Genomic DNA, 24,757 nt, shown 5'->3' on the forward strand with positions numbered 1-24,757 from the left:
CCTTCCAGTTCATAAGGCACCTATTTCAGGTAGGTGCGCAAAATCCGCATGATTTCGTCGATTTGTGTATCAGGATCAGCCACGGAATCTTGCGCTATGGTCTCACGAGACTCCCCGCGCACTTGGCCAAATGTCTCGCGAAAATGGCTTTCCAGCACTTCCGCCATCAAGCCGTTGGCAGCCCCGCGCAACGCTGCAATTTGCTGCAACAGGGCCGAGCATTCTGTGCCTGCTTCCACCGCGCGCTCCAATGCTTCGGCCTGCCCCTTGATACGGCGCAGGCGCGTCATCGCACGCTTTTTGTCTTCCGGTGAATGCGGCATGAAATCTCCCGATTATTGCGAAACCTATATACTATAGGGGAGTATGTCAATTGCTCCAGAAATGCCTCTTGCGAGAATGATTTTCCCTGCAATTTGCCTATCGCGAATTTTACGCCTCAAGCTGCAAGTGCAAGAGCGGATAAGGGCGTCCCTGATCGTCAGTTTCCGAACGACCTGTCTCAACAAAACCGACATGGCGATAAAAGCCCACGCCTTGCGTGTTCTGCTCGTTCACATCAACAGTCAGCACCCCGATAATACCTTTCGCGTGGGCGATCATGTGCTTGCCAATGCCTTTGCCGCGCTCAACCGGTGAAATAAACAGACTGTCGATGTTGCCTTCGGTCATCCCCATGAAGCCGACCGGCGTACCGTCGTTTTCAACGACATCGACTTCTACATTCGGCAGATATTGCTCTCCGACCAACTTTTCGAGTTCAATGAAATCTTCGCGGCTCAGAAAGTCATGCGTCGCCAGCACGCTTTCCCGCCAGATCGCGGTGAGGGCCGGGGCATCGGCGGGCGTGGATTTTCGTATATGGATCATCGTCGTTCCTTGTGGGATAAGCACCAAAGCAACGCCTTTATAATACGGAATTTCATTTGACGAGTCTGCCCGATCTTCCCGTTACGCGCATTCTGCCGCAGCTCGATGCCGCGTTGGCTACCCACGCCTCCGCAGTTCTGGTTGCCCCTCCCGGTGCTGGTAAAACAACGCTGGTGCCGCTGCATTTTTTGAATGCAGGTTGGCGCGGTGATGGGATGATTGTGCTGCTCGAACCGCGCCGTCTTGCGGCGCGCGCTGCGGCACGACGCATGGCGCAGTTGCTCGGCGAAGAGCCGGGCGAAACAGTCGGCTATCGTATGCGCCTTGAAAGCAAAGTCTCGGCGAAGACCAAAATCCTCGTTGTCACTGAAGGCGTTTTCGCACGCATGATCCTTGATGATCCAGACCTCAAGGGCATAGCCGCAGTCCTGTTTGATGAGTTTCATGAACGCAGCCTCGATGCCGATTTCGGTCTGGCATTGGCGCTTGACGTACAGGCAGCCTTACGTGACGATCTCAAAATTCTCGTCATGTCGGCCACATTGGACGGTGCGCGTGTGGCGCAGCTTTTGGGCGAAGCGCCGGTCGTTGAGAGCGAGGGGCGCGCATATCCCGTCGATATTCGCCACCGCGATCGCAAACCGGACGAGCGCATTGAAGACGCGATGGTTAGAGCCATTCGCGATGCACTGGCCGATGAAACCGGCAGCATTCTTGCTTTTCTGCCGGGGCAGGGTGAGATCGAACGTACAGCCACTATTCTCGAAAAGCTTCTGCCTGCTAATATCATTCTGGCACCGCTTTACGGTGCGATGGAGGGGCGCGATCAGGATGCGGCAATCAAGCCAGCTCCAGCAGGTCATCGCAAGGTGGTGCTGGCAACCTCCATTGCCGAAACCTCCATCACCATTGATGGCGTGCGAGTGGTGATCGATTCAGGCCTTGCCCGTCTGCCAAAATATGAACCGGCCACCGGCCTGACTCGCCTTGAAACCGTGCGTACTTCCCGTGCAAGTGCCGATCAGCGCGCTGGTCGTGCCGGTCGCACCGAACCGGGTATCGCTATCCGCCTCTGGCATCAGGGACAGACGGCATCGCTCCCCGCATTCTCACCGCCAGAAATTCTGGAAGCGGATCTCTCCGGCCTTGTGCTCGATGCGGCCGCATGGGGTGTGACTGATCCGACAACTTTGTCGCTGCTCGACAAGCCGCCGCTATCCGCTCTCAAAGAAGCCAAAACATTGCTTAGTCGGCTTGGTGCACTGGATAAAGCGGGGCGTTTGACTGCGGATGGCGAGGCTATGCGCGCGCTGGCGCTTCCAGCACGCCTTGCGCATATGGTGGCGGAAGCGGGCAAACGCGGCGAAGCCTTACGGGCCGCAGAGCTGGCCATGCTTTTGACAGAGCGCGGCCTCGGCGGCAACGAAACCGACCTCGATACCCGCATGTCGCGTTTTCGCAATGATCGTTCCGACCGTGCGCAGCGCGCCAAAGGCTTGGCAAAACGCCTTGCAGCCAATGTGCCAAACAAAGGCGAGCCTGCCGGGTCCACTACTGGCCGTATGTTGATCGACGCCTATCCAGACCGCATTGCCAAGGCACGCGGCCAGACCGGGCAATTTCTGCTGGCCAATGGGCGCGGCGGCGAGGTCGATCCCGGCATCAGCCTCAGCCGCGCATTATGGCTTGTCGTGGCCGATATGTCTGGCAGAGCGGGTAGGGCGCGTGTCCTTTCCGCCGCTGAAACATCAGAAGCCGAAATTCGCGCCGCCCTTGGCAACAAGATCGAAAGCGGACGACAGGTCGTTTATGACGCCGAGAAGAACGCGCTCCGCGCTCGCGAGGCTGTGCGCATCGGTGCGATTGCCTTGTCGGAGAAACCACTTGCCGCCCCTTCCGGCACCAGCGCCGACGAGGGCGTGATTGCGGCCGTGCGTGAACATGGACTTGATATTCTCCCATGGGGCAAAGAGACAGAAATCCTGCGCCGCCGTTTGGGCTGGCTCTATCGCGGCCTTGGCGATCCATGGCCATCGATGGATGATGACAATCTCGTTGAGCGTCTTGACGACTGGCTTCTGCCTTTCCTTACCGGCGAAGCGCAACTTGACCGCATCCCGGCGCATGTATTGAAAAACGGTTTGATGAGCCTTGTGCCATTTGATCTGCAACGCCTCGTCGATCAACTGGCACCCACGCATTTTGAAGTGCCGACCGGCTCAAATATCCCGATCCGCTATGACACGGAGGAGCCGGTTCTCGCCGTGCGCGTACAGGAGCTTTTCGGCCTTGGCGTTCATCCAGCCATTGCCAATGGCAAAGTACCGCTTTTGCTGGAGCTGCTTTCACCTGCCCATCGTCCGATCCAGATAACGCGGGATTTGCCTAACTTCTGGAAAGGGTCATGGGCTGATGTGCGCTCCGACATGCGCGGTCGTTATCCGCGTCATGTCTGGCCGGAGGATCCCGCGAACGCAGAAGCCACGCGCAGGGCTAAGCCGCGCGGCACTTGACATTCTTACGAATGCAGAACGATGCGAACTTCGTCCTGATCCCGGATGTCGAGATTTTCGCGTATGCGTTTATCCGAGATCAGCTCAAGACAGTCGTGCATATGCGATCCGATACGCCGGAAAACCCAGACATGCATGGAACGGGAATGGGAGTGAAGCGTCGCACGCCACGCTTGACCTGTGCCGCGGCTTGGCTTGAAAAGCTTGCGTTGCAGGCTGTTATTCTTAATTGCATTCTGCGGGATCACAAGGGTTGGTGGGACGAGGCCGCGATCCAGCGCCTTGAGGTTTTTCCGGCTGCTGCGCAGAAGAGATGGATATTCCGTGATCCGCACATTCAGCGAACCCGATGCGAATCTGTCTGGCCAGTCAGTTGGCGAATTTTTCAGCTCTCGTTTCCCCGGAATGATGAGTTCCGAATGTTTCCCCAGTCCAGACGATATTGTCCCCCTGAAAACAATCATGTACCCCCCATTACTATATGTATCGGGAGCATTATAATTTCTTCACAAAATTGACACAATTGCTGCGGGCGGCGTTAACGTTTTAGTGAAGTATCACAAACGCCCACTGTATTGGTGTTCTCAGGCGTCTCAATTTGTACTGCGACTGGATGACACAGTTCCGCTTGCGTGAATATGCGCGTTGCCGCATAAGGGGCTCGTCAGAGCGTATTTGCTTTTTAATCTGAACGACTGCTCTGTGTCCTTATCTACGTATTTCCAAACGCAAAACCACTTTTATACGTTTGCTGGAAATGCTCCGGGGTGATCATGCACGCAGAATTCGATAACCGAGCTTCAAATCTTTCGCGAAAACCGCGTCTTACCACCTTGGTGCGTCTGCGCTGGCTGGCGATTGCCGGGCAGACCGCCGCGGTTATGTTTGTCGCGCTCTATCTGCAATTCAATTTTGCTGTTGGCATTTGCTTTGCCCTGATTGCTTGTTCCGCATGGCTCAATCTTTATCTCGCATTTCGCTTCCCGACCAATCACCGGCTGAGCCCGACTGCCGCCAGCATTGTTCTGGCATTTGATATTCTGCAACTGGCGGGGCTGCTCTATCTGACAGGTGGAGTGCAAAACCCCTTCGTTATCCTGATGATCGCCCCGGTCATTATATCGGCCACATCGCTGTCGGTACGCCATACGCTGGTTCTTGCGCTTCTCGTTGTGTTGAGCACCTCGGTGTTAACTGTGCGCTACGAACCTTTGCCCTGGTATCCGGGTGAAACCCTTGATCTGCCATTTCTTTTCGTAGCGGGTATCTGGTGCGCGATCATCGCAGCACTGGGTTTTACTGGCGTCTATGCCTATCGTATTGCTGAAGAAACGCGTCAGCTTGGTGATGCTTTGGCTGCAACTGAACTTATTTTGCAACGCGAACAACATCTGACGGCGCTCGATGGGCTGGCTGCCGCTGCCGCACACGAGCTTGGCACACCGCTTGCCACCATTACTTTGGTGGTCAAGGAAATGCAGCGCAGTTATGCAAAGAAGTCCGATGGTGATCCGGCACTTGCAGAGGATATTGCGCTTTTGCAATCACAGGCTGCGCGCTGTCGCGAAATTCTGCAACGGCTGACCAGTCTGTCCTCGGAAAACGAGGAACACATGTCGCGTCTGCCTTTCTCATCATTGATCGAGGAAGTGATTGAGCCACATCGGGATTTTGGAATTCTGCTTCAAGTGACCAAGCAGGAAGGACCGAAGCCAGAGCCTGTTGTGCGTCGTAATCCGGGGCTGCTTTATGGGCTTGGCAATCTGGTGGAGAATGCAGTCGATTTTGCGCGTGATGAGGTCAGCGTTACATGGGGCTGGACCGACAGCACTGTCAGCGTCACCATTCAGGATGACGGTGAGGGGTTCAAACCAGAAATTCTGGACCGAATCGGTGAACCTTATATGACCAGTCGCGATAGCGCACATAACGGCGGCGGCGGTCTTGGATTGGGACTTTTTATCGCAAAAACTCTGCTGGAACGCTCTGGAGCGCAGATTAGCTTTAAAAATCGCAAGAATCCGGGGCAGGGTGCGGAAGTAAAAGTGACATGGCCCCGTTCCGCTTTCATTGTAAACTAATGAATATATTGCAGAATTAATCTTGGGGTGAAGCGCTGCCGCTTAACGTGCGGTGTTTCATTTTCATCAAATTTTCGTGCTCGTGATTAGAAATTGCATTTAATCACAATGCTTTACGCTCTGTTGCAATTTAAATTTTGCTGAGATTGCTTCAATAATTCAATGGCTATTTGACTTTTTGACGCAGGGATATCAATAAGGAAACAAAAATACAGGCAGGAAGTACCCCATGGAAGACTTGAAGCAGGAAGACACCGAAGCCATTGGCAACGATCCCACCCTCCTTCTGGTTGATGATGACAAGCCTTTCTTGCAGCGTCTTGCCCGTGCCATGGAAGGCCGGGGTTTTCAGGTAACGACTGCAGAATCGGTTGAAGAAGGCATCGCCGCTGCAAAGGCCGCTGCGCCCGCTTATGCGGTCGTAGACATGCGGCTGGGAGATGGTAACGGGCTTGATGTTATTGAGGCTATCCGCTCTCGTCGTACCGACACGCGCGCTATCGTGCTCACCGGTTATGGTAATATCGCGACAGCGGTTAACGCGGTAAAGCTCGGCGCGATTGACTATCTCTCCAAACCTGCCGATGCGGATGAGGTCTTTGCTGCTCTGACCCGTCGTCCCGGTGAAAAGGTTGCACCACCGGAAAATCCGATGTCGGCTGATCGCGTGCGTTGGGAGCATATTCAGCGCGTTTATGAGATGTGCGAGCGCAATGTTTCCGAGACAGCCCGCCGCCTCAATATGCATCGCCGTACTTTGCAGCGCATTCTGGCCAAGCGCGCACCGCGTTAATCTATATCGGTCTCGGGCACATCGAGACCTGCAAGCTCTGCAATCGTCAGACGTGCAGCACCTGCTCTTGCAAAGCGCAACATCAGCGCTTTGCGTGTGGCACCCGCAAGCTTATGCTCCGGTGCATCTCGCAGAATTTCTGCGCCATATCCATCCGATAGAATGAAGCCGCAATCTTCCGGAAAGATTTCGCGCGGCACCGACGGATGCGTCGCGAAAAACAGCCGGTCACAAAAAGCGCGGTAGTCTGGCCATTTCCGGTCTGCCTTCCAGTCTTCGATTGAAGATTTTATCTCAACGATCCAGATTTCACTTTTGCGGCTGACAGCAATCAGGTCAGCGCGCCTACCGGATGCCAGCGGCAATTCCGGTAAAGTTGCCAGCCCCATTTCCAGAAACAGGCGCTGCACACCACGACGCACGAGCATTGCGTTTTCGGACTGGCGTCCGTCAGAAAGGGGGTGCGTTTTGTTGGGAATCACGATTGGCATGGGTACATTTTGCGCCCTCAACTCGCGTTGAGCAATCAAAGAACGTTGATTTTAAGCGGCATTCCAGCGGCTTAATCTTGGAAAAGGTGGCGATAAAATGGCAAAATTACGTTTTTCAATTTACGGTTAACGGCTGGTTAACAATACTGACGCATGTTTTCACATGAATGGGCGATTCGCTCCTGTTGACGATAAGAAGCAATTTAGGGGAAATTCATGAATTCTCGCGTCTTGCGGCTGAGTGCAGCCCTTCTTCTTGGTGGTGTACTGGCCGGTTGCTCAACAGTTGGCGGCACCTTCTACACCGCGTCTTATTCTGCGGTCAGCGACGCTGGTTACACGATCCCGGCAATTCCCAATGAAAAGATTCCGCAGCAATATCGCCGACAGATCGTGAAATATCAGACCGACGAAGCGCCGGGCACGATCATTGTTGAGACGCGCGAGAAGTTTCTCTATTACGTCATGCCTGACGGCAAGGCTATGCGCTATGGCATCGGCGTGGGCCGTGAGGGTTTTGGCTGGTCAGGAACAGCACGTGTCGCCATGAAGCGCGAATGGCCGACATGGACGCCACCGGCTCCTATGATCAAGCGTCAGCCGGAACTGGCAAAGTATCGCAATGGCATGGGTCCGGGTCTGAAAAACCCGCTCGGTGCACGCGCACTCTATCTTTATAACAAAGGCGGAGACACTGGCTATCGTATCCATGGAACGCCTGAATGGTGGTCGATTGGTAAAGCTATGTCTTCCGGCTGCGTGCGCATGATGAACCAGGATATCATCGATTTGCATGAGCGCGCTGAGCAAGGTGCCAAGGTTATCGTGAGGCAGTAAACCTTACGCTGAAATCAAAAAAGGCCGCTAAGAAGCGGCCTTTTTGCTGAAGTAAAATCGGCAATCAGATCTGTTCGACCTGCTGCACTTCCGGCACGAAATGGCGCAGAAGATTCTGGATTCCATGCTTAAGCGTTGCCGTCGATGATGGGCAGCCAGAGCAGGCGCCCTTCATGTGCAGGAACACTGTGCCATTTTCAAAGCCGCGGAATGTGATATCGCCGCCGTCCTGTGCAACAGCCGGGCGAACGCGAGTCTCGATCAATTCCTTGATGGTTTCGACGATTTCGGTGTCGGCTTCATCGAAGAACTCTTCATCTTCATGAGCGGCGGCTGCGTCTGCGTTGGCATTACCAGCCATGGCTGGCAGGCCCGACATGAAATGTTCCATGATCGTACCAAGGATGGCAGGCTTCAGGTGCTGCCATTCGCCGTCGTCCTTGGTGACCGTGACAAAATCATAGCCGAAGAAGACGCCGGTTACGCCGGGTACCGCAAAAAGCTTGGCTGCGAGCTGCGAGGTGTTGCCCGCGCTTGCCGCGTCGCGGAAATCCGCGGTCCCCTCAGGCATGACAACCTTGCCTGGCAGAAACTTCAGGGTCGCCGGGTTTGGCGTCGTTTCAGTCTGGATGAACATGCCCGTTCTCCGCTTTCAACTCTGGATGGGTTCTAGTGGATTGAGTTTGACGTTTGAATCCCGACCGACATAGATGCTGTTTCAAACGTCAAATTCTAAAAATCCACTAGATTCATAAATTTTCTAGTGGTCTTTTTCTTCCGACATCGGCTCGACGCCTATATTCAAGGGATGCAAATGTCGGAAGTAGACCACTAGTAAGCGCCAATGAGCGAGGAAGCAAGGCTTGCTTCGATCAGCTGCATATCAGTTACGATCAATATAGGGTGATTATGTCACCGCATCAATGTCATCATTGGAAAGTCCTGCGGGGACCACGGTAACGGGGATCTGAAACAGTGCTCGCCCAGCAAGAGATTGGACCAGAGGCCCGGGACCTTCCTTGCCAGAACCAGCAGCCAGAACCAGAATGGCTATGTCCTGATCTTCTTCAATCAGACTTGGCAACTGATCATTGGTGTTGCCTTCGCGAATGATGAGTTCAGGCTCAATGCCCTGTGCTTCGCGCACGGCGGCTGCGAATTTTTCGAGCGTTGAACGTGCGCGTTCTTCTGCTTCCTGCCGCATGATTTCGCCAACGCCGAGAATCTGCTGAAAATCCGAATTATCGATGACAAACAGCATAACGAGCGCGCCATTGGTATTCTTGGCGCGGCGTGCGGCATAGGCGACAGCACGCTCGCATTCGGGCGTGTCGTCAATAACGGCAAGAAACTTGCGGCGGTGGCCGGCTTCGCGGCTAAGTCGTTTGGATACCATGGCGATAATGTGGCATTGCAAAGAGCCGCCCGCAAGCGGGCAGCTCCTGATTATTTATCAGTCCTGCAACCAGCCGATAATATCGCGGACGTGGCGCATGTTTGCCTCTGCAATCACGCTGGCGCGTTCGCCACCGTCTTTCAAAACACTGTCGATATAGGCGGGATCGGCCACCAAACGACGCATTTCATGGGTGATGGGCGACAGCTTTGCCACAGCGAGATCAGCGAGAGCTGCTTTGAATTCGGAGAACTGACGGCCTCCGAATTCGCTCAGGATTTCTTGCTTGGATTTCGATGACAAGGCAGCATAGATGCCGACGAGATTATCCGCTTCCGGACGCCCAGCGAGGCCGTCGACTTCCGTAGGCAAACCATCCGAATCGGTTTTGGCTTTGCGGATCTTCTTGTTGATGGTCTCTTCGTCATCAATAAGGTTGATGCGCGAAAGGTCTGAAGGGTCGGATTTCGACATCTTCTTGGTGCCGTCACGCAGCGACATGATACGCATGGCCGGACCTGAAATCATCGGTTCGGTTAGCGGGAAAAAGCCAGAAACCTGTTCGTCACCAACCTTCATGTCGACACCAATGCCTAGCGAAGCGATGCGATCAGAATAATCGTTGTTGAACTTCTGTGCGATGTCACGGGTCAGTTCGAGGTGCTGCTTCTGATCTTCGCCGACTGGAACATGGGTCGCGCGATAAAGCAGAATGTCGGCAGCCATGAGGCTTGGATAGGCGAAGAGGCCGAGCGAGGCGTTCTCGCGGTCTTTGCCTGCCTTGTCCTTGAACTGCGTCATGCGGCTCATCCAGCCAATGCGCGCAACGCAGTTAAATACCCAAGCGAGTTCCGCATGCTGCATGACGCGGCTCTGATTGAAGACGATGCTTCGCTTGGGATCAATGCCTGCGGCCAGAAATGCCGCCGTGACTTCGCGGGTCGACTGAATGAGTTCAGCCGGATCAGGCGACACGGTCAGCGCGTGCATATCGACGACACAGTAGATGCATTCCTGCGTCTCCTGAACCTCTACCCACCGCTTGATCGCACCCAGATAATTGCCGAGGTGAAGATTTCCGGTCGGTTGGACGCCGGAGAAGACAAGCGGTTTAAACGTGCTCATGACTTTATCCTGATGTTGGCCTCCGCCGGTGGAGAGCGAAGGATTTAAGAATGTCGTTGCATAATCTTACCTAACGTTGAAATCAACTTCAGGAAGATTATGCAACAAATCTAAATTGTTAGAGTGCCGTGCGCGCAATGGGGCGCACGGCACTCTAATCTTTTCGCAGAGGCATAGCGGCCTTTCAAGGGCAATAAAAGCGCATCCCGAAAAGTGTGAAACGGTTTTCGGAAAAGATGCGCGCTTTTACTTGTCGCTCTCAGGCTCTTTCTTCACAGCGCCACGTTTGATACCGCGGCGGATCATTCCGGTATTGGCACCGCCAAGACCAAAGGCCAATGCGAAGTAGACAATCATCGCAGCGACAACCATCGTCGTAACAGTGCCAGCTCTGACCGCGAACGGTGCAGCAGATGAGAGTTCATACGCAAAATGCCCGATGGCAAAATAGATACCTGTCGCCATCACGCCCGCTGCAATCAGCAGGCGCGGAATTCGGGTCAGCAACGGTATATCGCTCCCCCAATGGCCACGCTTAACGAGTGTTGCGAACAAGAGCGCTGCATTGACCCAACCGGCAGTAATTTCGGCAATCGCTATGCCGCTTGGACCCATGCGTTGAAAAAGCGTGATGGCCAGCGACACGTTCACAACCACTGAAATGGCTGCGAAGATCATTGGTGTACGGGTATCTTCGCGCGCGAAGAAGCCCGGAATGAAGGCTTTGATCAGAACAAACGCTGGAAGGCCCAAACCGTAAATCGCGAGAATATTGGAAACGACGATTGTCGATTCAGCACTGAACTGGCCGCGTTCAAACAGAAGCCGCACTATCGGCTCCGACATGACAAGTAGGGCTGCGGCTGCCGGAAGGGTGAGAAACAACGTGAACTCGACCGAGCGGTTTTGCAGGTTCGAAGCCTCTTTCATGTGTCCGCCGCGCAATGCGCGGGAGAGCTCCGGCAAAAGCACAGTCGCAACCGCAATACCCACCACGCCGAGCGGCAACTGATAGATGCGATCAGCATAGACGAGCGAGGAGACAGCGCCTTCCATGCCTGATGCGATATTGGTGTTGATCAGCAGATTGATCTGCGTAATTCCGCCGGTAATCGCAGCAGGCAGTGCCAGCACCAGAAGTCTTTTGACATTTGTGGTGAGGCGCGGGCGACGGAAACCGATTTTGATGCCTGCATTGCGCACAGCAAGCCATACGATAGCCAGCTGCACCACACCGGCCGCCATGACACCCCATGAGAGCCCATAGCCGACAGCAAGCGCGTCGTAGCCCTTCCACCATGCAAAGGCCAGAACGCCAATGAGAATGATGTTGAGGAAAACCGGCGCGATGGCTGCCGCAAAATAACGATGCAGCGAATTGAGCATTCCGCCCATCATTGCCGAAAGCGACATGCAGGCGAGATAGGGGAACATGATGATCGCAAGCCGCACAGTATTGTCGAACTTTACCGGATCATCGGTGAAGCCAGGCGCAATGACTGTGCGCACGATAAACGGCATGGAGAGTTCCATCACGATAGTGATGAAAAGCAGGACCGTGAAAAGAACGCCAAAAACTTCTTCAGAAAAGCGGCGTGCGCCTTCCATGCCGTTCTTTTCTATCTCCTTGGCAAAAAGCGGTACGAAGGCCGCATTGAATGCACCTTCAGCAAAAAGCCTGCGGAACGTGTTCGGGAAGCGGAAGGCAGCATTGAACGCATCCGCCACGGGGCCGGTGCCGAGTGCTGCTGCCATGAACATTTCGCGCGTAAAGCCGAAAATGCGGCTCATCAGCGTGCCGGACGCGACCGTTGCGAACTTTTTGACCAAACTCATTTAATCTAAAAACCTATGCTGCTGCGCGACCGTTGGTCTTTGCGCTGTTTTCCCCACCAAGAACGGCAAGGAGCTTGCGCTTGATATTGCCCTGTCGGGTTGCGTTTGAAATCTTGTGCCCGACGAGATCGGTTACATAGAAACTATCGATCACCTTTTCGCCAAACGTGGTGATGTGAGCCGAAGCAATATCCAGCGAAAGGTCAGAAATAAGGCCGGTCAGTTCCGAAAGAAGGCCGGGGCGATCTAGCCCTTCCACTTCGATGACGGTGAACTTGTCGGAGAGCGTGTTGTTGATCTCGACATGCGGCTCCACCTTGAAGGCTTTGGCGCCTCTCTTGGGCTTGGTGCGCTTGGCAAGAACATCCGGCAAATGGGATTTGCCGGAAAGCACGTCTTCGATCACCTTGCCCACACGCTCGGCACGTCTGCGCTCATCGTCGTCAGTGTCGAATTCACGGCTGATCAGGATTGTGTCGAGCGCGCGGCCGTCGCCCGTGGTGAAGATCTGCGCATCGACAATGTTGCCGCCAGCCGCAGCACACGCACCGGTAATAATCGACAGCAGACGCGGATGATCGGGGGCGAGCACGGTGATTTCTGTGACGGCCTCAAAAGTATGTGGTTTGGCCATCGTGGCAAGCGCACGACCATTCCAGTCCGTTTCCCGTATGAAATGGGCGTGGCGTACCTGATCATCGAGACTGACGGTCAGGAAATAGTTGGTGTAGTGGAGGCCAAGATAGGCATCACGTTCTGCTGCGGGCCACTCGGAGAGCTTGTCCGCCAATGCAGCACGCGCCTGCCGGTCACGGTCGGCACGCGGCAATTCGGAGAAGCCGCCAGTCAGAACCAGTTCAGTTTCATAGAAAAGAGTGCGCAGAAGCTGGCCCTTCCAGCCGTTCCAGACGCCGGGGCCCACGCCCTTGATGTCGCAGACCGTCAGGATTAGCAAAAGCTTCAACCGCTCCATCGTCTGAACCGTGTCGGCAAAGTCGACAATCGTTTTGCGATCATTGAGATCGCGAGACTGCGCAACCATGCTCATGGTCAGATGCTCGCGCACTAACCATTCCACGGTTTCGGTTTCTGATGCAGACAGGCCGAAGCGCGGGCAAAGCCTGCGGGCAATGCGGGCACCGGCGATGGAATGGTCTTCTGGTCGGCCTTTGGCGATGTCATGCAGAAGAATAGCCACATAAAGTAGAACACGATCACGCTTCATGGTGGTGACGAGATGGTTGGCTAGCGGATGCTCGTTTTCGAGCTCACCGTGCTCGATTTCAGACATGACCTGAATGCAGCGCAGCAGATGTTCGTCCACCGTATAATGGTGATACATGTTGAACTGCATCATCGCGACGATCTTGCCAAAATCCGGGATGAATTTGCCCAGCACGCCGGATTCATTCATGCGGCGCAGGATCAATTCCGGATTGCGCGGCGATGTCAGCACTTCAAGAAACAGGCGATTGGCTTCAGCGTTCTCGCGTAGTTCCCCGTTAATGAGTTTCAGCGAACGGGTGAGCTGTTGCATCGCATCGGGATGAAATTCCAGCCCATGCTTGTCGGCAAGATGGAAGATGCGGATGATGTTGACCGGGTCTCGTTTGAAGACGTCGGGATCAGCAATGTTGATGCGATGATTTTCGGAGACAAAATCTCCACTGGCTGAAAGCTTGCGCTTGCGGCGTGAGAAGGTGAGGAAGATGCGGTTGAAGCCCGGAACATGCTTGGCTTGTTCTTCTTCGAGCGCCGCACAAAGAATACGCGTCAGATCTCCGACATCCTTGGCCACTAGGAAGTAATGCTTCATGAAGCGTTCGACATAGTTCTGGCCCGGATGCGCGGTGTAGCCAAGGCGCTGCGCAATTTCCGGCTGGATATCGAAGGAGAGGCGTTCTTCTGCTTTAAGCGTTGCAAAATGCATGTGGCAACGCACAGCCCAAAGGAAATCTTCGGCCTTGTTGAAAAGGCGCAATTCGGCTCGTGATAGCACGCCGAGCTTGATCAGCTCTTCCTTGCTTTTCACGCGATAGAAATATTTTGAGATCCAGAACAGCGTATGCAGGTCGCGCTGACCGCCTTTGCCTTCTTTCACATTGGGCTCGACGAGATAGCGCGTCTCGCCTGCTTTGCGATGGCGGGCATCGCGTTCGGCAAGCTTGGCCTGGATGAATTCAGGTCCGGTATTTTTGACCACTTCCTCGTCAAAGCGGGTAATCAGTGCGGTGAAAAGATCTTTGTTTCCGATGATGAACCGCGCATCCAGAAGGGCTGTACGGATCGTCATGTCTTCGCGCGAAAGACGAATGCATTCGTCGATATTGCGTGTCGAATGGCCGACTTTCAGCCCCATGTCCCAAAGCATGTAGAGCATATATTCGGCGACCTGTTCGCCCCATGGGGTCTGTTTGTACGGCAGCAGGAACAAGAGATCGATGTCGGAACCCGGAGCCAGCCCGCCGCGCCCATAGCCGCCAACGGCGACGATCGCCATGTTTTCAGCTTTTGACGGGTTCGTCATCGGATAGGCTTTGGTGCTGGCAAATTCGAACAACGCGCTGATCAGCGTGTCCATGAGATAAGACAGGCGTCGCACACAAAGTGTGCCGCCGCCATCTTTCATCAGCATGCTTTCCGCATTCGCACGACCGCGTATCAGAGCATCTTTAAGCGCTTGCAGCACGACTTTACGCACGGACGGGCTTGTGTAGCTCTCATCTGTGGAGTCAGCCAGTTCGTTTAGCTTGCGACGAAGTGTTTCGGGATTGACGATTTCTTCAAGCTTCAGGTCGTGTGCGCTCATGCGGCTTTGATGTCCGGCTTGTAGGGAAGGGCTTGCGGTTATCATCCTATAGCCGGTTTTAGATATGGTGAACATACTCCCGCTGCGATCCGATGACGACAAGCGCATACAAACAAAAAGGCCGGGCATTGCCCGGCCTTTCTCGTGTTTTAAAGCATTTCCACCAAAAGTGAGAACCGATTTCGCGTTCGGAAATGCGTAAAAACAAATAGTTACAGCGGTTCCAACGATTCAATATTAACTGGAACCGCTGTATTCGTCTTTTCAGCTGGTCGCATTATACGCTGCAATTGCTGCCATATTCACGATATCCGTATCTTTTGCGCCGATATTGACGATCTGCGCTGGCTTGTCGAGACCGACGAGCAGCGGACCGATAATTGTCGAGCCACCCAGCTCCTGCAACATATTGGCTGCAATCGAAGCCGAATGATTGTCAGGCGTGACGATGACATTGGCCGGACCTGACAGCCGAATGAACGGATACCGGTCCATCAGCTTCGGGTTGAGGGCAACGTCTGCGCTCATTTCGCCATCGAATTCAAAATCGACATGACGCGTGTTTAGAATACGAACTGCTTCCTGAATGCGTGCCGAGCTTTCGCCGACCATATGGCCGAAGGTCGAGAACGCTGTCAGTGCCACGCGCGGCACATAGCCCATGCGGCGCGCCATACCCGCTGCTTCAACGGCGATATCCGCAAGTTCTTCGGCTGTTGGTTGTTCGTGCACGGCAGTGTCTGCGATGAAGACTGTGCGGCCACGGCAAAGCGCAATGGAAACACCCACCAGACGGTGGCCGGGCTTTGAATCGATTACACGGCGTACATCTTCAAGTCCGGTTGCGTAGTTACGGGTGATGCCCGTTACCATGCCATCGGCATCACCCAGCGCTACCATGCAGGCGGCAAAATGATTGCGGTCATTGTTGATCAGACGGTGGCAGTCACGTGTCAGATAGCCTTTGCGCTGCAGTTTCTCATAGAGATAATCGGCATAGACGGTATTGCGGCTCGAAAGACGCGCATTGATAACCTCGATGCCGGGACGGTCAAGATCAAGACCTGCAGCTTTTGCAGTTTCCGCAACGCGCTCCTCGCGGCCAACAAGAATGGCAGTGCCAAGACCTTGATTAACGTAGGACACAGCGGCACGCATCACCTGCTCTTCTTCACCTTCGGCAAAGACGATACGTTTTGGCTGACGGCGCACACGCTCATAAATGCCACGCAATGTCGAAGCAATCGGATCACGACGCGCCAGCAATTCGCGCTTATAGCCTTCAAGATCGTCAATTGCGCGACCGGCAACGCCGGTTTCCATTGCAGCCTTGGCGACAGCTGCCGAAACGGTTGCAAGCAGGCGCGGATCGAACGGGACCGGGATGATATAACTCGGACCGAAGCGCGGACGGCTGCCCTGATAGGCGGCAACAACATCGTCCGGCACGTCTTCGCGTGCGAGTTCTGCGATCGCATAGACGGCGGCGATTTTCATCTCATCGTTGATCGTGGTGGCACGAACGTCGAGTGCACCACGGAAAATATAAGGGAAACCCAGAACGTTATTGACCTGGTTCGGATAGTCCGAACGGCCTGTTGCAACAATCGCGTCATCGCGCACTTCTGCAACATCTTCCGGTGTGACTTCTGGATCGGGATTGGCCATGGCAAAGATGATCGGATTGGGCGCCATCGAGCGCACCATTTCCTTGGTCAGGGCCCCCTTGGCGGAAACGCCGAAAAAGATGTCAGCATCTTGCATCGCTTCTTCAAGCGTGCGCTTCGACGTTTTTACCGCGTGGGCTGACTTCCACTGGTTCATGCCTTCTTCGCGGCCCTGATAGACGACGCCCTTGGTGTCGCAGAGGGTGACGTTTTCGGCAGGGAAACCGATAGCCTTGATAAGCTCAATACAGGCAATGCCAGCAGAGCCTGCGCCATTGCAGACAAGTTTGGTGTTCTTGATATCGCGGCCTGTCAGATGCAGCGCATTGATCATGCCCGCGGCGGCAATGATTGCCGTTCCGTGCTGATCGTCGTGAAAGACCGGAATGTCCATCAGCTCACGCAAGCGGCTTTCTATGATGAAACAGTCTGGTGCCTTGATGTCTTCGAGATTGATGCCGCCAAACGATGGTCCTAGATAACGCACCGCATTGATGAAGGCGTCGATATCGGTTGTGTCGATTTCAAGATCGATGGAATCCACGTCGGCAAAGCGCTTGAACAGTACGGCCTTGCCTTCCATGACCGGCTTGGAAGCAAGCGCACCCAGATTGCCGAGGCCGAGGATTGCCGTGCCGTTGGAAATGACAGCGACGAGATTGCCCTTGGCCGTATAGTCATAGGCCAGAGCGGGATTTTCCGCGATGGCCTTGACCGGCACGGCAACGCCGGGCGAATAGGCAAGCGACAGGTCGCGTTGCGTCGTCATGGGCTTGGTCGGATTGATTTCCAGCTTGCCCGGGCGGCCCTGAGCGTGAAAGTCGAGCGCTTCCTTCTCACTGGCTGTGGGTGTGCGTTCTGGCGTGTTGCCCTTCGGCGTCGAGGCTGGCATGTTCCCTCCGGGTTCATCTGCGGGACAAATTCGATAACGCCAGTGATGCACGGTGTAAACAGTGCATATTGGAACAGATGTTGATCCAAAAGTGATGAGTTGTGAAACTTTATGACTTTAAACGATTTAAATGAGCAATAAACGAAGGCTTCAGTATGGAATCGAAAGCAGGCGACAATAACCCACAGGCAGATGAAAGCGCTGTGCAGGAAACCGCTGTTCGCCTCACGCCCATGATGGAGCAATATATCGAGATCAAAGCCGCGAATGTTGATTCGCTGCTCTTTTATCGCATGGGCGATTTCTACGAACTATTCTTCGATGACGCGGTGGAAGCATCCCGCGCGCTCGGCATCACGCTCACCAAACGTGGCAAGCATCTGGGCGAAGATATCCCTATGTGTGGCGTGCCATTCCATGCGTCTGATGACTATTTGCAGAAGCTGATTTCCAAGGGCTATCGGGTCGCCGTCTGTGAGCAGGTGGAAGATCCGGCTGAAGCGAAGAAGCGTGGCTCGAAATCGGTCGTTCGTCGCGATGTGATCCGTCTTGTAACTCCTGGCACGATCACCGAAGAAAAGCTGCTTGATCCGTCCGAGGCAAACTTCCTCATGACGCTCGGCCGCACCAAAGGTGACGGCGCGCTGGCACTCGCGTGGATCGACATTTCAACCGGCACCTTCCGCGTGGCAGAAACAGCCGAAGACCGTCTTTTTGCCGATATCATGCGTGTGGACCCACGCGAGCTGATTGTGGCCGACACTGCATTCCATGACGCGGAACTGCGTCCGGTGTTCGATCTGATCGGAAAGGCTGTGTCTCCACAACCTGCAACTCTGTTTGACAGTGGTGCAGCGGAGGCGCGCATTCAACGCTATTTCAATGTCGCAACGCTTGATGGTTTTGGCCAGTTCAGCCGTTCGGAGCTTTCGGCCATTTCCGGTGCTATTGCCTATATCGAAAAGACGCAGATTTCCGAACGCCCGCCGCTGATGCGACCTGAACGCGAGCAGGAAGGCGGCACGATTTTCATCGATCCTGCCACCCGCGCCAGCCTTGAACTCGCCCGCACAATGTCCGGCAATCGCGAGGGCAGTCTGCTGAAAGCGATTGATCGAACTGTGACCGGTGGCGGCGCGCGTCTTCTCGCCGAACGTTTGACAGCACCACTAACGAACCCTGTAGAAATCGCGCTACGCCATGATTCCGTTTCATGGTTCTTGCGCGAACAATCGCTCTGCGACGCTATGCGGCTTGAACTTAAGGGTGTGCCGGATATGCCACGCGCGCTCTCGCGTCTGGCGGTTGGTCGCGGTGGTCCGCGCGATCTGGGCGCTTTGCAGCGAGGCTTTGAAGCCGCCGGTGGGATTGCATCCTTGCTAGAAGGCGCGCTTTTGCCAGACGAACTTCGCTATGCCTGCGACGCGATTGTGAAAATACCGGCAAGTTTTGCAGCCCATCTCGACCGGGCCTTGGCTGATGAAATGCCGCTTTTGAAACGCGACGGCGGTTTCGTGCGTCAGGACTACAATACAGAACTCGACGAAATGCGCGCGCTCCGTGATCAGTCGCGCCGGGTGATCGCGGGTCTTCAGGCCGATTATATCGAGGAAACAGCCATCAAATCGTTGAAGATCAAGCATAACAATGTGCTTGGTTATTTTATCGAAGTGACAGCCAATAATGCAGGGAGCATGACCGACACGGATGCTGCCAAAGGACGCTTCATCCACCGTCAGACGATGGCAAATGCCATGCGCTTCACCACGACGGAACTGGCAGCACTTGAAAGTAAAATCGCTAATGCCGCCGACCGGGCTTTGTCGATAGAATTGGCGATTTTCGAGGAACTCACTGCGGAAGCGGTCAGCCATGCGGATAGCATTCGTGCCGCCGCAGCAGCACTCAGCGTGTTCGACGTTTCGGCTTCTCTCGCCGTTCTTGCCGATGAGCAGGGCTATTGTCGTCCGCTGGTCGATGACAGTTTGTCGTTCAATATTGTGGCCGGTCGCCATCCGGTGGTCGAACAGGCATTGCGCCGTCAGGCAGCCAATCCATTTGTTGCCAATGATTGCAATCTTTCTCCGCAAACGGTTGGTGGAAATGGTGCGATCTGGCTGCTCACTGGCCCTAATATGGGTGGTAAATCGACCTTCCTGCGCCAGAATGCACTGATCGCGATCATGGCGCAGATGGGGTCTTTCGTTCCTGCTGGTTCTGCTCAGATCGGCGTCGTGGATCGATTGTTCAGCCGCGTCGGCGCATCGGATGATCTGGCGCGGGGCCGTTCGACTTTCATGGTGGAAATGGTCGAAACAGCAGCAATTCTCAATCAGGCAGGTGAGCGTTCACTGGTCATCCTTGATGAGATCGGCCGTGGAACGGCAACCTTTGACGGGCTTTCCATTGCGTGGGCGGCCGTGGAATATCTGCATGAGAAGAACCGCTGCCGTGCACTTTTCGCCACGCATTTCCATGAAATGACGGCGCTGTCTGAAAAACTCGACCGGCTGTCAAATGTCACCATGCGGGTTAAGGAATGGGACAATGACGTGGTCTTCCTGCATGAAGTGGCGAAGGGGGCAGCTGATCGTTCTTATGGTGTGCAGGTCGCGCGTCTCGCCGGTCTGCCGGAAGCCGTGGTCAATCGCGCGCGCGATGTTCTGCATCAGCTTGAAGCGGGTGAAACATCCGGCAAAGCCGACAAGCTGATTGATGATTTACCGCTGTTTTCCGTTGTACTTCAACAAGAGAAGCCAAAAGCCCAAGCTGCCGCAAAGGACAGCGAGCTGGCCAAAGCCGTTACGGCAATCAGCCCGGATGAACTGACCCCGCGCGAGGCGCTTGATCTGGTTTACAAGTTGAAGGAATTGGCGGGCAGGGGGTAACCCTCCCCTTCGCTTTTCGCTCCGCACTTTAGGGCGTGGGCGGTGAGAGGCCCGACCTCACCTATCGCGCGCTGTGTTTCCCCTCATCCTGAGGAGGCCCGAAAGGCCGTTTCGAAGGGCGAGGGGAAAGCGTTAATTTTTAGACGAAACGGTTCGCTTCCGCGCCATAATACGTGATGTAGCGGCTTGAAATGCGCTCAATCGGCAGGATGATGAACACATCGGTCGTGCCGAAAGCCTCATCAATCACAGCACCGTCGCCGATCATCGCACCAAGACGCAGGTAACCCTTCACCAGTGGCGGCATCGAGAACAGCGCGACCTTGTTGTTGATTGCTTCCTTCGGCATCAGATCCATCGGCTGATAGCGATGCGGAAGCGCGCGCACATCCCAGTCGGGTGTTGCGCGGCAGTTCTGGTGCAGGAAGGAGAGACCCAGGGCATGTGCCGCAGGCACAGCGCCGTGGAACGAGGCGCAACCAAACATCACGTCAATGGAATGACGACGGCAATAGGCCCAGGCACCCTGCCACAAAAGTTCCACCGTGCGCTTGGAGCGATACTCCGCCTTAACGCAAGAGCGGCCAAGTTCCAGTAGCTTCAGGTTCGGACGAGAAAGTGTCAGACGCTGAACGTCATATTCATCGGCCGAGTAGAACCCGAGTGCCTTTTCAGCCTGATCGCTACGCATCAGGCGATAGGTACCAACGATTTGCTGATGCTCGGGAACCGGCAATGAGGTATCATAAACCAGCAGATGATCGCAGATCGCATCGAAGCGATCGGAATCGCGCAGTTCTACTTCTTCGATGGTTTCCTTGCGTGCGCCCATTTCTTCAAAGAAGACGCGGAACCGCAATTCCTGCGCCGCGTCAATCGCATCGCGAGAATTTGCAAGTCGTACTTCCAGGGACCCGATGCGCCCCAGAACAATGGGATCGCTTGCGGATGTGAAGAGCGTTGGTTGTGCTTCTATGCCCGACATGACCGTATCATCAATGATTTGCTGGCCCATTCCAAGCAGTACTGACATGATGATTCGCTCCTGATCCTGTTGTTCACGCATTCCTGAACGGTTTTCCGACTGATATTTCAGCCGGAGCTAACCAATTCCGATTCTCTTACGGTCTGGTTGCGTGGACATGACGTCCAATCTGACCGCAGCAATACAGATTCAGTGCTACGCGAGGATGACAGAAGCGTGTCACCAATGTGTCATTTGGGGTGGGTGAAGCTTATCCCCTTCAAAAATCAGTTAAATTTCATAGTCAAAATAGGGGAAAGCTTGAGTCTGATCAAGCGTTTCGCATTGGGGGCAAAAAAGAGCTGAAAATATCAGCTAGCGCGCTGCCCGCTCGCGTCGCCAACCGAGAAATTCTTCCAGAATAATAAGTGCTGCACCAATGGTGATAAAGGTGTCGGCCAGATTGAAAACGGCAAATGACCATGTCGGCAGATGGAAGAGAATGTAATCGACCACATAGCCATGCATGACGCGATCGATGAGGTTGCCAATAGCACCACCGACCACAAGCGCAAATCCATAGCGCGCAAAAGTACGTTCAGAGGGGTTGGTCCACCAGAGATAGAGCACAAAAAGGATTACGGCTGCGGTTATCGCGACCAGGCCCCAGTCATGCAGCCATGCCAGCATTGAAAAGGCGATGCCTTCATTATGTGTACGGAACAGCGCGAGGAACGGCAGCAGATCGATCTGCTGCCCATAACCCATACGGGTTTCGACCAGAAATTTGACGCCCTGATCAATCAGGACCGCGATAATGACAACGAGAAACGAGGACAAAACCGCATGACGCTTCATCCGCTGGCCCTTTCATCGAGAGTGAGTGCCTCGCGGCGAATTTCATAAAGCATGATACCGGTAGCAATCGCCAGATTAAGCGAATCTGCGCGGCCTGCCTGCGGGATGCGTGCGAGCTTGTCGCAGCTTTCAGCAAGCGTGTCCGGCAGACCCTGCTGCTCATTGCCCATCATCAGGATAACAGGCTTTTTGGCGTAAGGGATCGTGCGATAGTCGACAGCGCCTTTGAGATGAGTGCCAACGAGAAGACCCGAAAAGCCTTTGCGCCAGTTCAGAAACTCGGTTTCCGTTGTCTTATAGAGCGGCATCGAGAACACCGAGCCCATGGTGGCGCGCACAGTTTCCAGCGAATAGGGGTCGGTGGTGTCGCCGATCAGGATGATGCCCTTGGCACCAACCGCATCGGCGGTGCGGATAACTGTGCCCAAGTTTCCCGGATCGCGCACGCGATCAAGCGCGATATAAACATCGTTGCTTTTCGGCTTGAGGTTTGCAAGCTGGTGATATTGCTGTTCGAAAACGCCAACCACCATCTGCGGATTATCGCGGCGGGTGATTGCCGTCATGATCTTTTCAGTCACTTCGAGCACCAGTCCGCCCTTGGCGAAGGTGCGTGCTGCAACCTGCTCGACCATCTTGTTGCCCTTGCCAGACTTGGCAAACACGAGCGTCTTGATGCGCCAGTCCTGCTCAAAAGCATCGATGACGAGCTTAAGACCTTCTGCCAGAAAAACGCCCTGCTGATCGCGATATTTTTTCAGTGCCAGCGAACGCAGATCTTTGACAATCGGATTGGTAAGGCTTGTGACTTCCTTCACCTGCCCCACACGCGGACTTGAATGCTGTTGATTGCCGCTTTTGGAAAAATCGTCGTCTCGGCTCATTTTGCTACCCAGCGGCTGAACATGGATGTGGAAAGCGCACGCTTGGCTGAGCGTTCACGCAGAATAAGTTCGCCTGATTCGACCGTGCCGCCAAGACCAGTGAAACGATCACGAACCAGCTCGTGAATGGCGAAGAACGAAGCGCGGATCGAATAAGCGGTCAAGATGACAGCCAGCGCGTTTGGCGTGAGGATTGAACGGCAGGTATCGACCATGGCAGGCAGATGTTCGAATAGCTGCCAGACTTCGCCGTTCGGACCGCGGCCATAGGCTGGCGGATCAAGCAGGATGATGTCGTAGAAGCTGCCGCGGCGTTCTTCACGTTGCACGAACTTCATAGCGTCTTCGCAAATCCAGCGAATGGGCTTGTCGGAAAGGCCAGCCATTTCCTGATTTTCGCGTGCCCAGACGATAGCCTTCTTGGAAGCATCGACATGGGTCACTTCGGCACCTGCGCGTGCCGCAACAAGCGATGCAACGCCTGTATAACCAAACAGATTGAGAACCTTCACGGTGCGGCCAGACTTGGCTGCTTCGCGGATCAGACTATCCATATAGGACCAGTGTGCTGCCTGCTCAGGGAACACACCCACATGGCGGAACGAGGTGAAGCGGCCGTGAAACGAGATGCCGTCATGCTGCATTGGCCAGGTTTCGCCAAGGGTCACATGTGGGAACGCCCAACGTCCCATGCCTTCTTCATCGGTATTACCGGTAAAGACCGCGTCGGCTTTGTCCCATTCGCTTTTCGGCAGGCTCGGAAGCCAGATTGCCTGACCTTCCGGGCGCACGATGCGATAGGGACCGTATTGCTCAAGCTTCAGCCCGTCGCCGCTGTCCAACAGCGCGTAGTCGTCTGATGGCTCGGTTTCAAGGATGACGGGTGTGCGTTCACCGGGGCGCTCGCCTTTGTAAGCTTTGATCTCGCGCTGAGGTGCTACGATATGCTTTTCTTCTGCAGGTTTGGGCGCAGCTTTGGCGAATTGCGGACGCGGCTTCCTGAAGAACGAACCCTTGTCGTCGGGCTTGCTTCCATGCTTGGCAGCCGAACGCGGCTCATCCTGCTTTGCACGACCGAAACCGCGCTGCTCTTTACCGCCCGATGGCTTTTTGCCTTTTCCTTTTGGCGCCTTCACCCGTCACTCCGTTCTTAATTTGACGTGTAGGTAGGGCAAATGCAGCCGGAACGGAAGTGAAAAAGAAGGCGTGATGCGATCAGATCTTGGAAACTGTGCCTGGCACATGGCGCTTTTCTGCCGATTCCGCACGTTCCAGAAGCTGCGACGCTTCCTTTTTAAAGCGACGTTCCCGGCGGCGATGCTTGCCTTGGGTCAGCCACGTGACGGCGGCGCCGATCAAAGCGCCAAGGATAAGCGCGCCAAACAGCCAGATAAACAACGGTGCCTGATAGGTCAGCGCAGGATTGCCGGGATTGAATGGATCAATTGTCAGGCCAACCGTTTCACGGTTGGCGACCGAAAGAGCGATCAGAATGACCGCCAATGGCACCAGAATGACAATTGTTACAACGCGCTTTGCCACCATGACGATCGATCAGATGGCGCCGTTGAGACGGTCGCGCAGCTCCTTGCCTGTCTTGAAGAATGGCACCCACTTTTCTTCAACATCCACCGTGTCGCCGGTGCGTGGGTTGCGGCCGCTGCGAGCCGGGCGGTTTTTTACCGAAAAAGCGCCGAAGCCGCGTAATTCGACGCGATTGCCATCAGCAAGGGCATTGGTGATCTCTTCAAAAACTGCGCCGACGATGTTTTCGACATCGCGTTGGAAAAGATGCGGATTACGGCTGGCGATAACCTGAACGAGTTCCGATTTGATCACGGCTTTAAACCCCT

The 24,757-nt window shown here is 54.7% G+C and carries 21 protein-coding genes; 5 read left to right on the forward strand and 16 right to left on the reverse strand.

Annotated features, from left to right (window positions below):
• Positions 1–20 precede the first annotated feature (20 nt).
• On the reverse strand, positions 21–323 hold the full coding sequence (locus CES85_RS10165) for a metal/formaldehyde-sensitive transcriptional repressor (RefSeq protein WP_095445893.1): 303 nt from the start codon (positions 321–323) through the stop codon (positions 21–23).
• A gap of 109 nt (positions 324–432) precedes the next feature.
• Positions 433–870, reverse strand: a complete 438-nt coding sequence (locus CES85_RS10170) for an acetyltransferase (protein WP_095445894.1) — start codon at positions 868–870, stop codon at positions 433–435.
• 56 nt (positions 871–926) lie between these two features.
• Here CES85_RS10170 and hrpB point away from each other — a divergent pair, with 56 nt between their 5' ends.
• The gene (hrpB, locus tag CES85_RS10175; protein WP_095445895.1) at positions 927–3,383 is read left to right on the forward strand and encodes an ATP-dependent helicase HrpB; all 2,457 of its coding nucleotides are present in this window, start codon (positions 927–929) and stop codon (positions 3,381–3,383) included.
• Between the two features lie 5 nt (positions 3,384–3,388).
• Here hrpB and CES85_RS10180 read toward each other — a convergent pair whose 3' ends face one another.
• Complete coding sequence (locus CES85_RS10180) at positions 3,389–3,847, reverse strand: hypothetical protein (protein WP_095445896.1); 459 nt, start codon at positions 3,845–3,847, stop codon at positions 3,389–3,391.
• 309 nt (positions 3,848–4,156) lie between these two features.
• On the opposite strand from CES85_RS10180, the gene CES85_RS10185 reads away from it, so the two are divergent.
• Both CES85_RS10185 and regA read left to right on the forward strand, forming a co-directional pair.
• The gene (locus CES85_RS10185; protein WP_095447827.1) at positions 4,157–5,464 is read left to right on the forward strand and encodes an ActS/PrrB/RegB family redox-sensitive histidine kinase; all 1,308 of its coding nucleotides are present in this window, start codon (positions 4,157–4,159) and stop codon (positions 5,462–5,464) included.
• A gap of 229 nt (positions 5,465–5,693) precedes the next feature.
• The gene (regA, locus tag CES85_RS10190) at positions 5,694–6,257 is read left to right on the forward strand and encodes a global response regulator transcription factor RegA (RefSeq protein WP_024898183.1); all 564 of its coding nucleotides are present in this window, start codon (positions 5,694–5,696) and stop codon (positions 6,255–6,257) included.
• On the opposite strand, the gene CES85_RS10195 is transcribed toward regA, so the two are convergent.
• On the reverse strand, positions 6,254–6,748 hold the full coding sequence (locus CES85_RS10195) for an MmcB family DNA repair protein (protein ID WP_095445897.1): 495 nt from the start codon (positions 6,746–6,748) through the stop codon (positions 6,254–6,256). The genes regA and CES85_RS10195 overlap by 4 nt on opposite strands.
• Before the next feature lie 216 nt (positions 6,749–6,964).
• Between CES85_RS10195 and CES85_RS10200 the strand changes: the two genes are divergently transcribed.
• Positions 6,965–7,585, forward strand: a complete 621-nt coding sequence (locus CES85_RS10200) for a L,D-transpeptidase (protein ID WP_095445898.1) — start codon at positions 6,965–6,967, stop codon at positions 7,583–7,585.
• 64 nt (positions 7,586–7,649) lie between these two features.
• On the opposite strand, the gene CES85_RS10205 is transcribed toward CES85_RS10200, so the two are convergent.
• From CES85_RS10205 to CES85_RS10230, 6 genes are all read right to left on the reverse strand, one after another.
• Positions 7,650–8,222 carry a NifU family protein gene (locus CES85_RS10205; protein ID WP_095445899.1) on the reverse strand — a complete coding sequence of 191 codons (573 nt, stop codon included), beginning with the start codon at positions 8,220–8,222 and terminating at the stop codon, positions 7,650–7,652.
• Positions 8,223–8,492: 270 nt separating this feature from the next.
• Positions 8,493–9,032: a universal stress protein gene (locus tag CES85_RS10210; protein WP_208636306.1), complete on the reverse strand. Its 540-nt coding sequence runs from the start codon at positions 9,030–9,032 to the stop codon at positions 8,493–8,495.
• A gap of 6 nt (positions 9,033–9,038) precedes the next feature.
• Complete coding sequence (trpS, locus tag CES85_RS10215; protein ID WP_095445901.1) at positions 9,039–10,106, reverse strand: tryptophan--tRNA ligase; 1,068 nt, start codon at positions 10,104–10,106, stop codon at positions 9,039–9,041.
• Positions 10,107–10,352: 246 nt separating this feature from the next.
• Positions 10,353–11,942 carry a murein biosynthesis integral membrane protein MurJ gene (murJ, locus tag CES85_RS10220; protein WP_095445902.1) on the reverse strand — a complete coding sequence of 530 codons (1,590 nt, stop codon included), beginning with the start codon at positions 11,940–11,942 and terminating at the stop codon, positions 10,353–10,355.
• 13 nt (positions 11,943–11,955) lie between these two features.
• Positions 11,956–14,751, reverse strand: coding sequence for a [protein-PII] uridylyltransferase (locus CES85_RS10225; RefSeq protein WP_095445903.1), 2,796 nt, complete (start codon positions 14,749–14,751; stop codon positions 11,956–11,958).
• A gap of 264 nt (positions 14,752–15,015) precedes the next feature.
• Positions 15,016–17,310: an NADP-dependent malic enzyme gene (locus CES85_RS10230; protein WP_095445904.1), complete on the reverse strand. Its 2,295-nt coding sequence runs from the start codon at positions 17,308–17,310 to the stop codon at positions 15,016–15,018.
• 155 nt (positions 17,311–17,465) lie between these two features.
• Here CES85_RS10230 and mutS point away from each other — a divergent pair, with 155 nt between their 5' ends.
• Complete coding sequence (gene mutS / locus CES85_RS10235; protein ID WP_095445905.1) at positions 17,466–20,198, forward strand: DNA mismatch repair protein MutS; 2,733 nt, start codon at positions 17,466–17,468, stop codon at positions 20,196–20,198.
• A gap of 139 nt (positions 20,199–20,337) precedes the next feature.
• On the opposite strand, the gene olsB is transcribed toward mutS, so the two are convergent.
• From olsB to CES85_RS10265, 6 genes are all read right to left on the reverse strand, one after another.
• Positions 20,338–21,231, reverse strand: a complete 894-nt coding sequence (olsB, locus tag CES85_RS10240; protein ID WP_191793702.1) for a l-ornithine N(alpha)-acyltransferase — start codon at positions 21,229–21,231, stop codon at positions 20,338–20,340.
• Positions 21,232–21,537: 306 nt separating this feature from the next.
• The gene (lspA, locus tag CES85_RS10245) at positions 21,538–22,020 is read right to left on the reverse strand and encodes a signal peptidase II (RefSeq protein WP_095445906.1); all 483 of its coding nucleotides are present in this window, start codon (positions 22,018–22,020) and stop codon (positions 21,538–21,540) included.
• Entirely contained in the window at positions 22,017–22,904 is an 888-nt protein-coding gene (locus CES85_RS10250) for a TrmH family RNA methyltransferase (protein WP_095445907.1), read from the reverse strand. The genes lspA and CES85_RS10250 overlap by 4 nt, the downstream gene beginning before the upstream one ends.
• On the reverse strand, positions 22,901–24,040 hold the full coding sequence (locus CES85_RS10255; protein ID WP_095445908.1) for an RsmD family RNA methyltransferase: 1,140 nt from the start codon (positions 24,038–24,040) through the stop codon (positions 22,901–22,903). The genes CES85_RS10250 and CES85_RS10255 overlap by 4 nt, the downstream gene beginning before the upstream one ends.
• A 79-nt stretch (positions 24,041–24,119) precedes the next feature.
• Positions 24,120–24,449 carry a lipopolysaccharide assembly protein LapA domain-containing protein gene (locus tag CES85_RS10260; protein ID WP_095445909.1) on the reverse strand — a complete coding sequence of 110 codons (330 nt, stop codon included), beginning with the start codon at positions 24,447–24,449 and terminating at the stop codon, positions 24,120–24,122.
• Between the two features lie 9 nt (positions 24,450–24,458).
• Complete coding sequence (locus CES85_RS10265) at positions 24,459–24,743, reverse strand: integration host factor subunit beta (protein WP_007873253.1); 285 nt, start codon at positions 24,741–24,743, stop codon at positions 24,459–24,461.
• Positions 24,744–24,757: the final 14 nt, after the last annotated feature.

The organism is Ochrobactrum quorumnocens, assembly GCF_002278035.1.
GTDB lineage: Bacteria > Pseudomonadota > Alphaproteobacteria > Rhizobiales > Rhizobiaceae > Brucella > Brucella quorumnocens.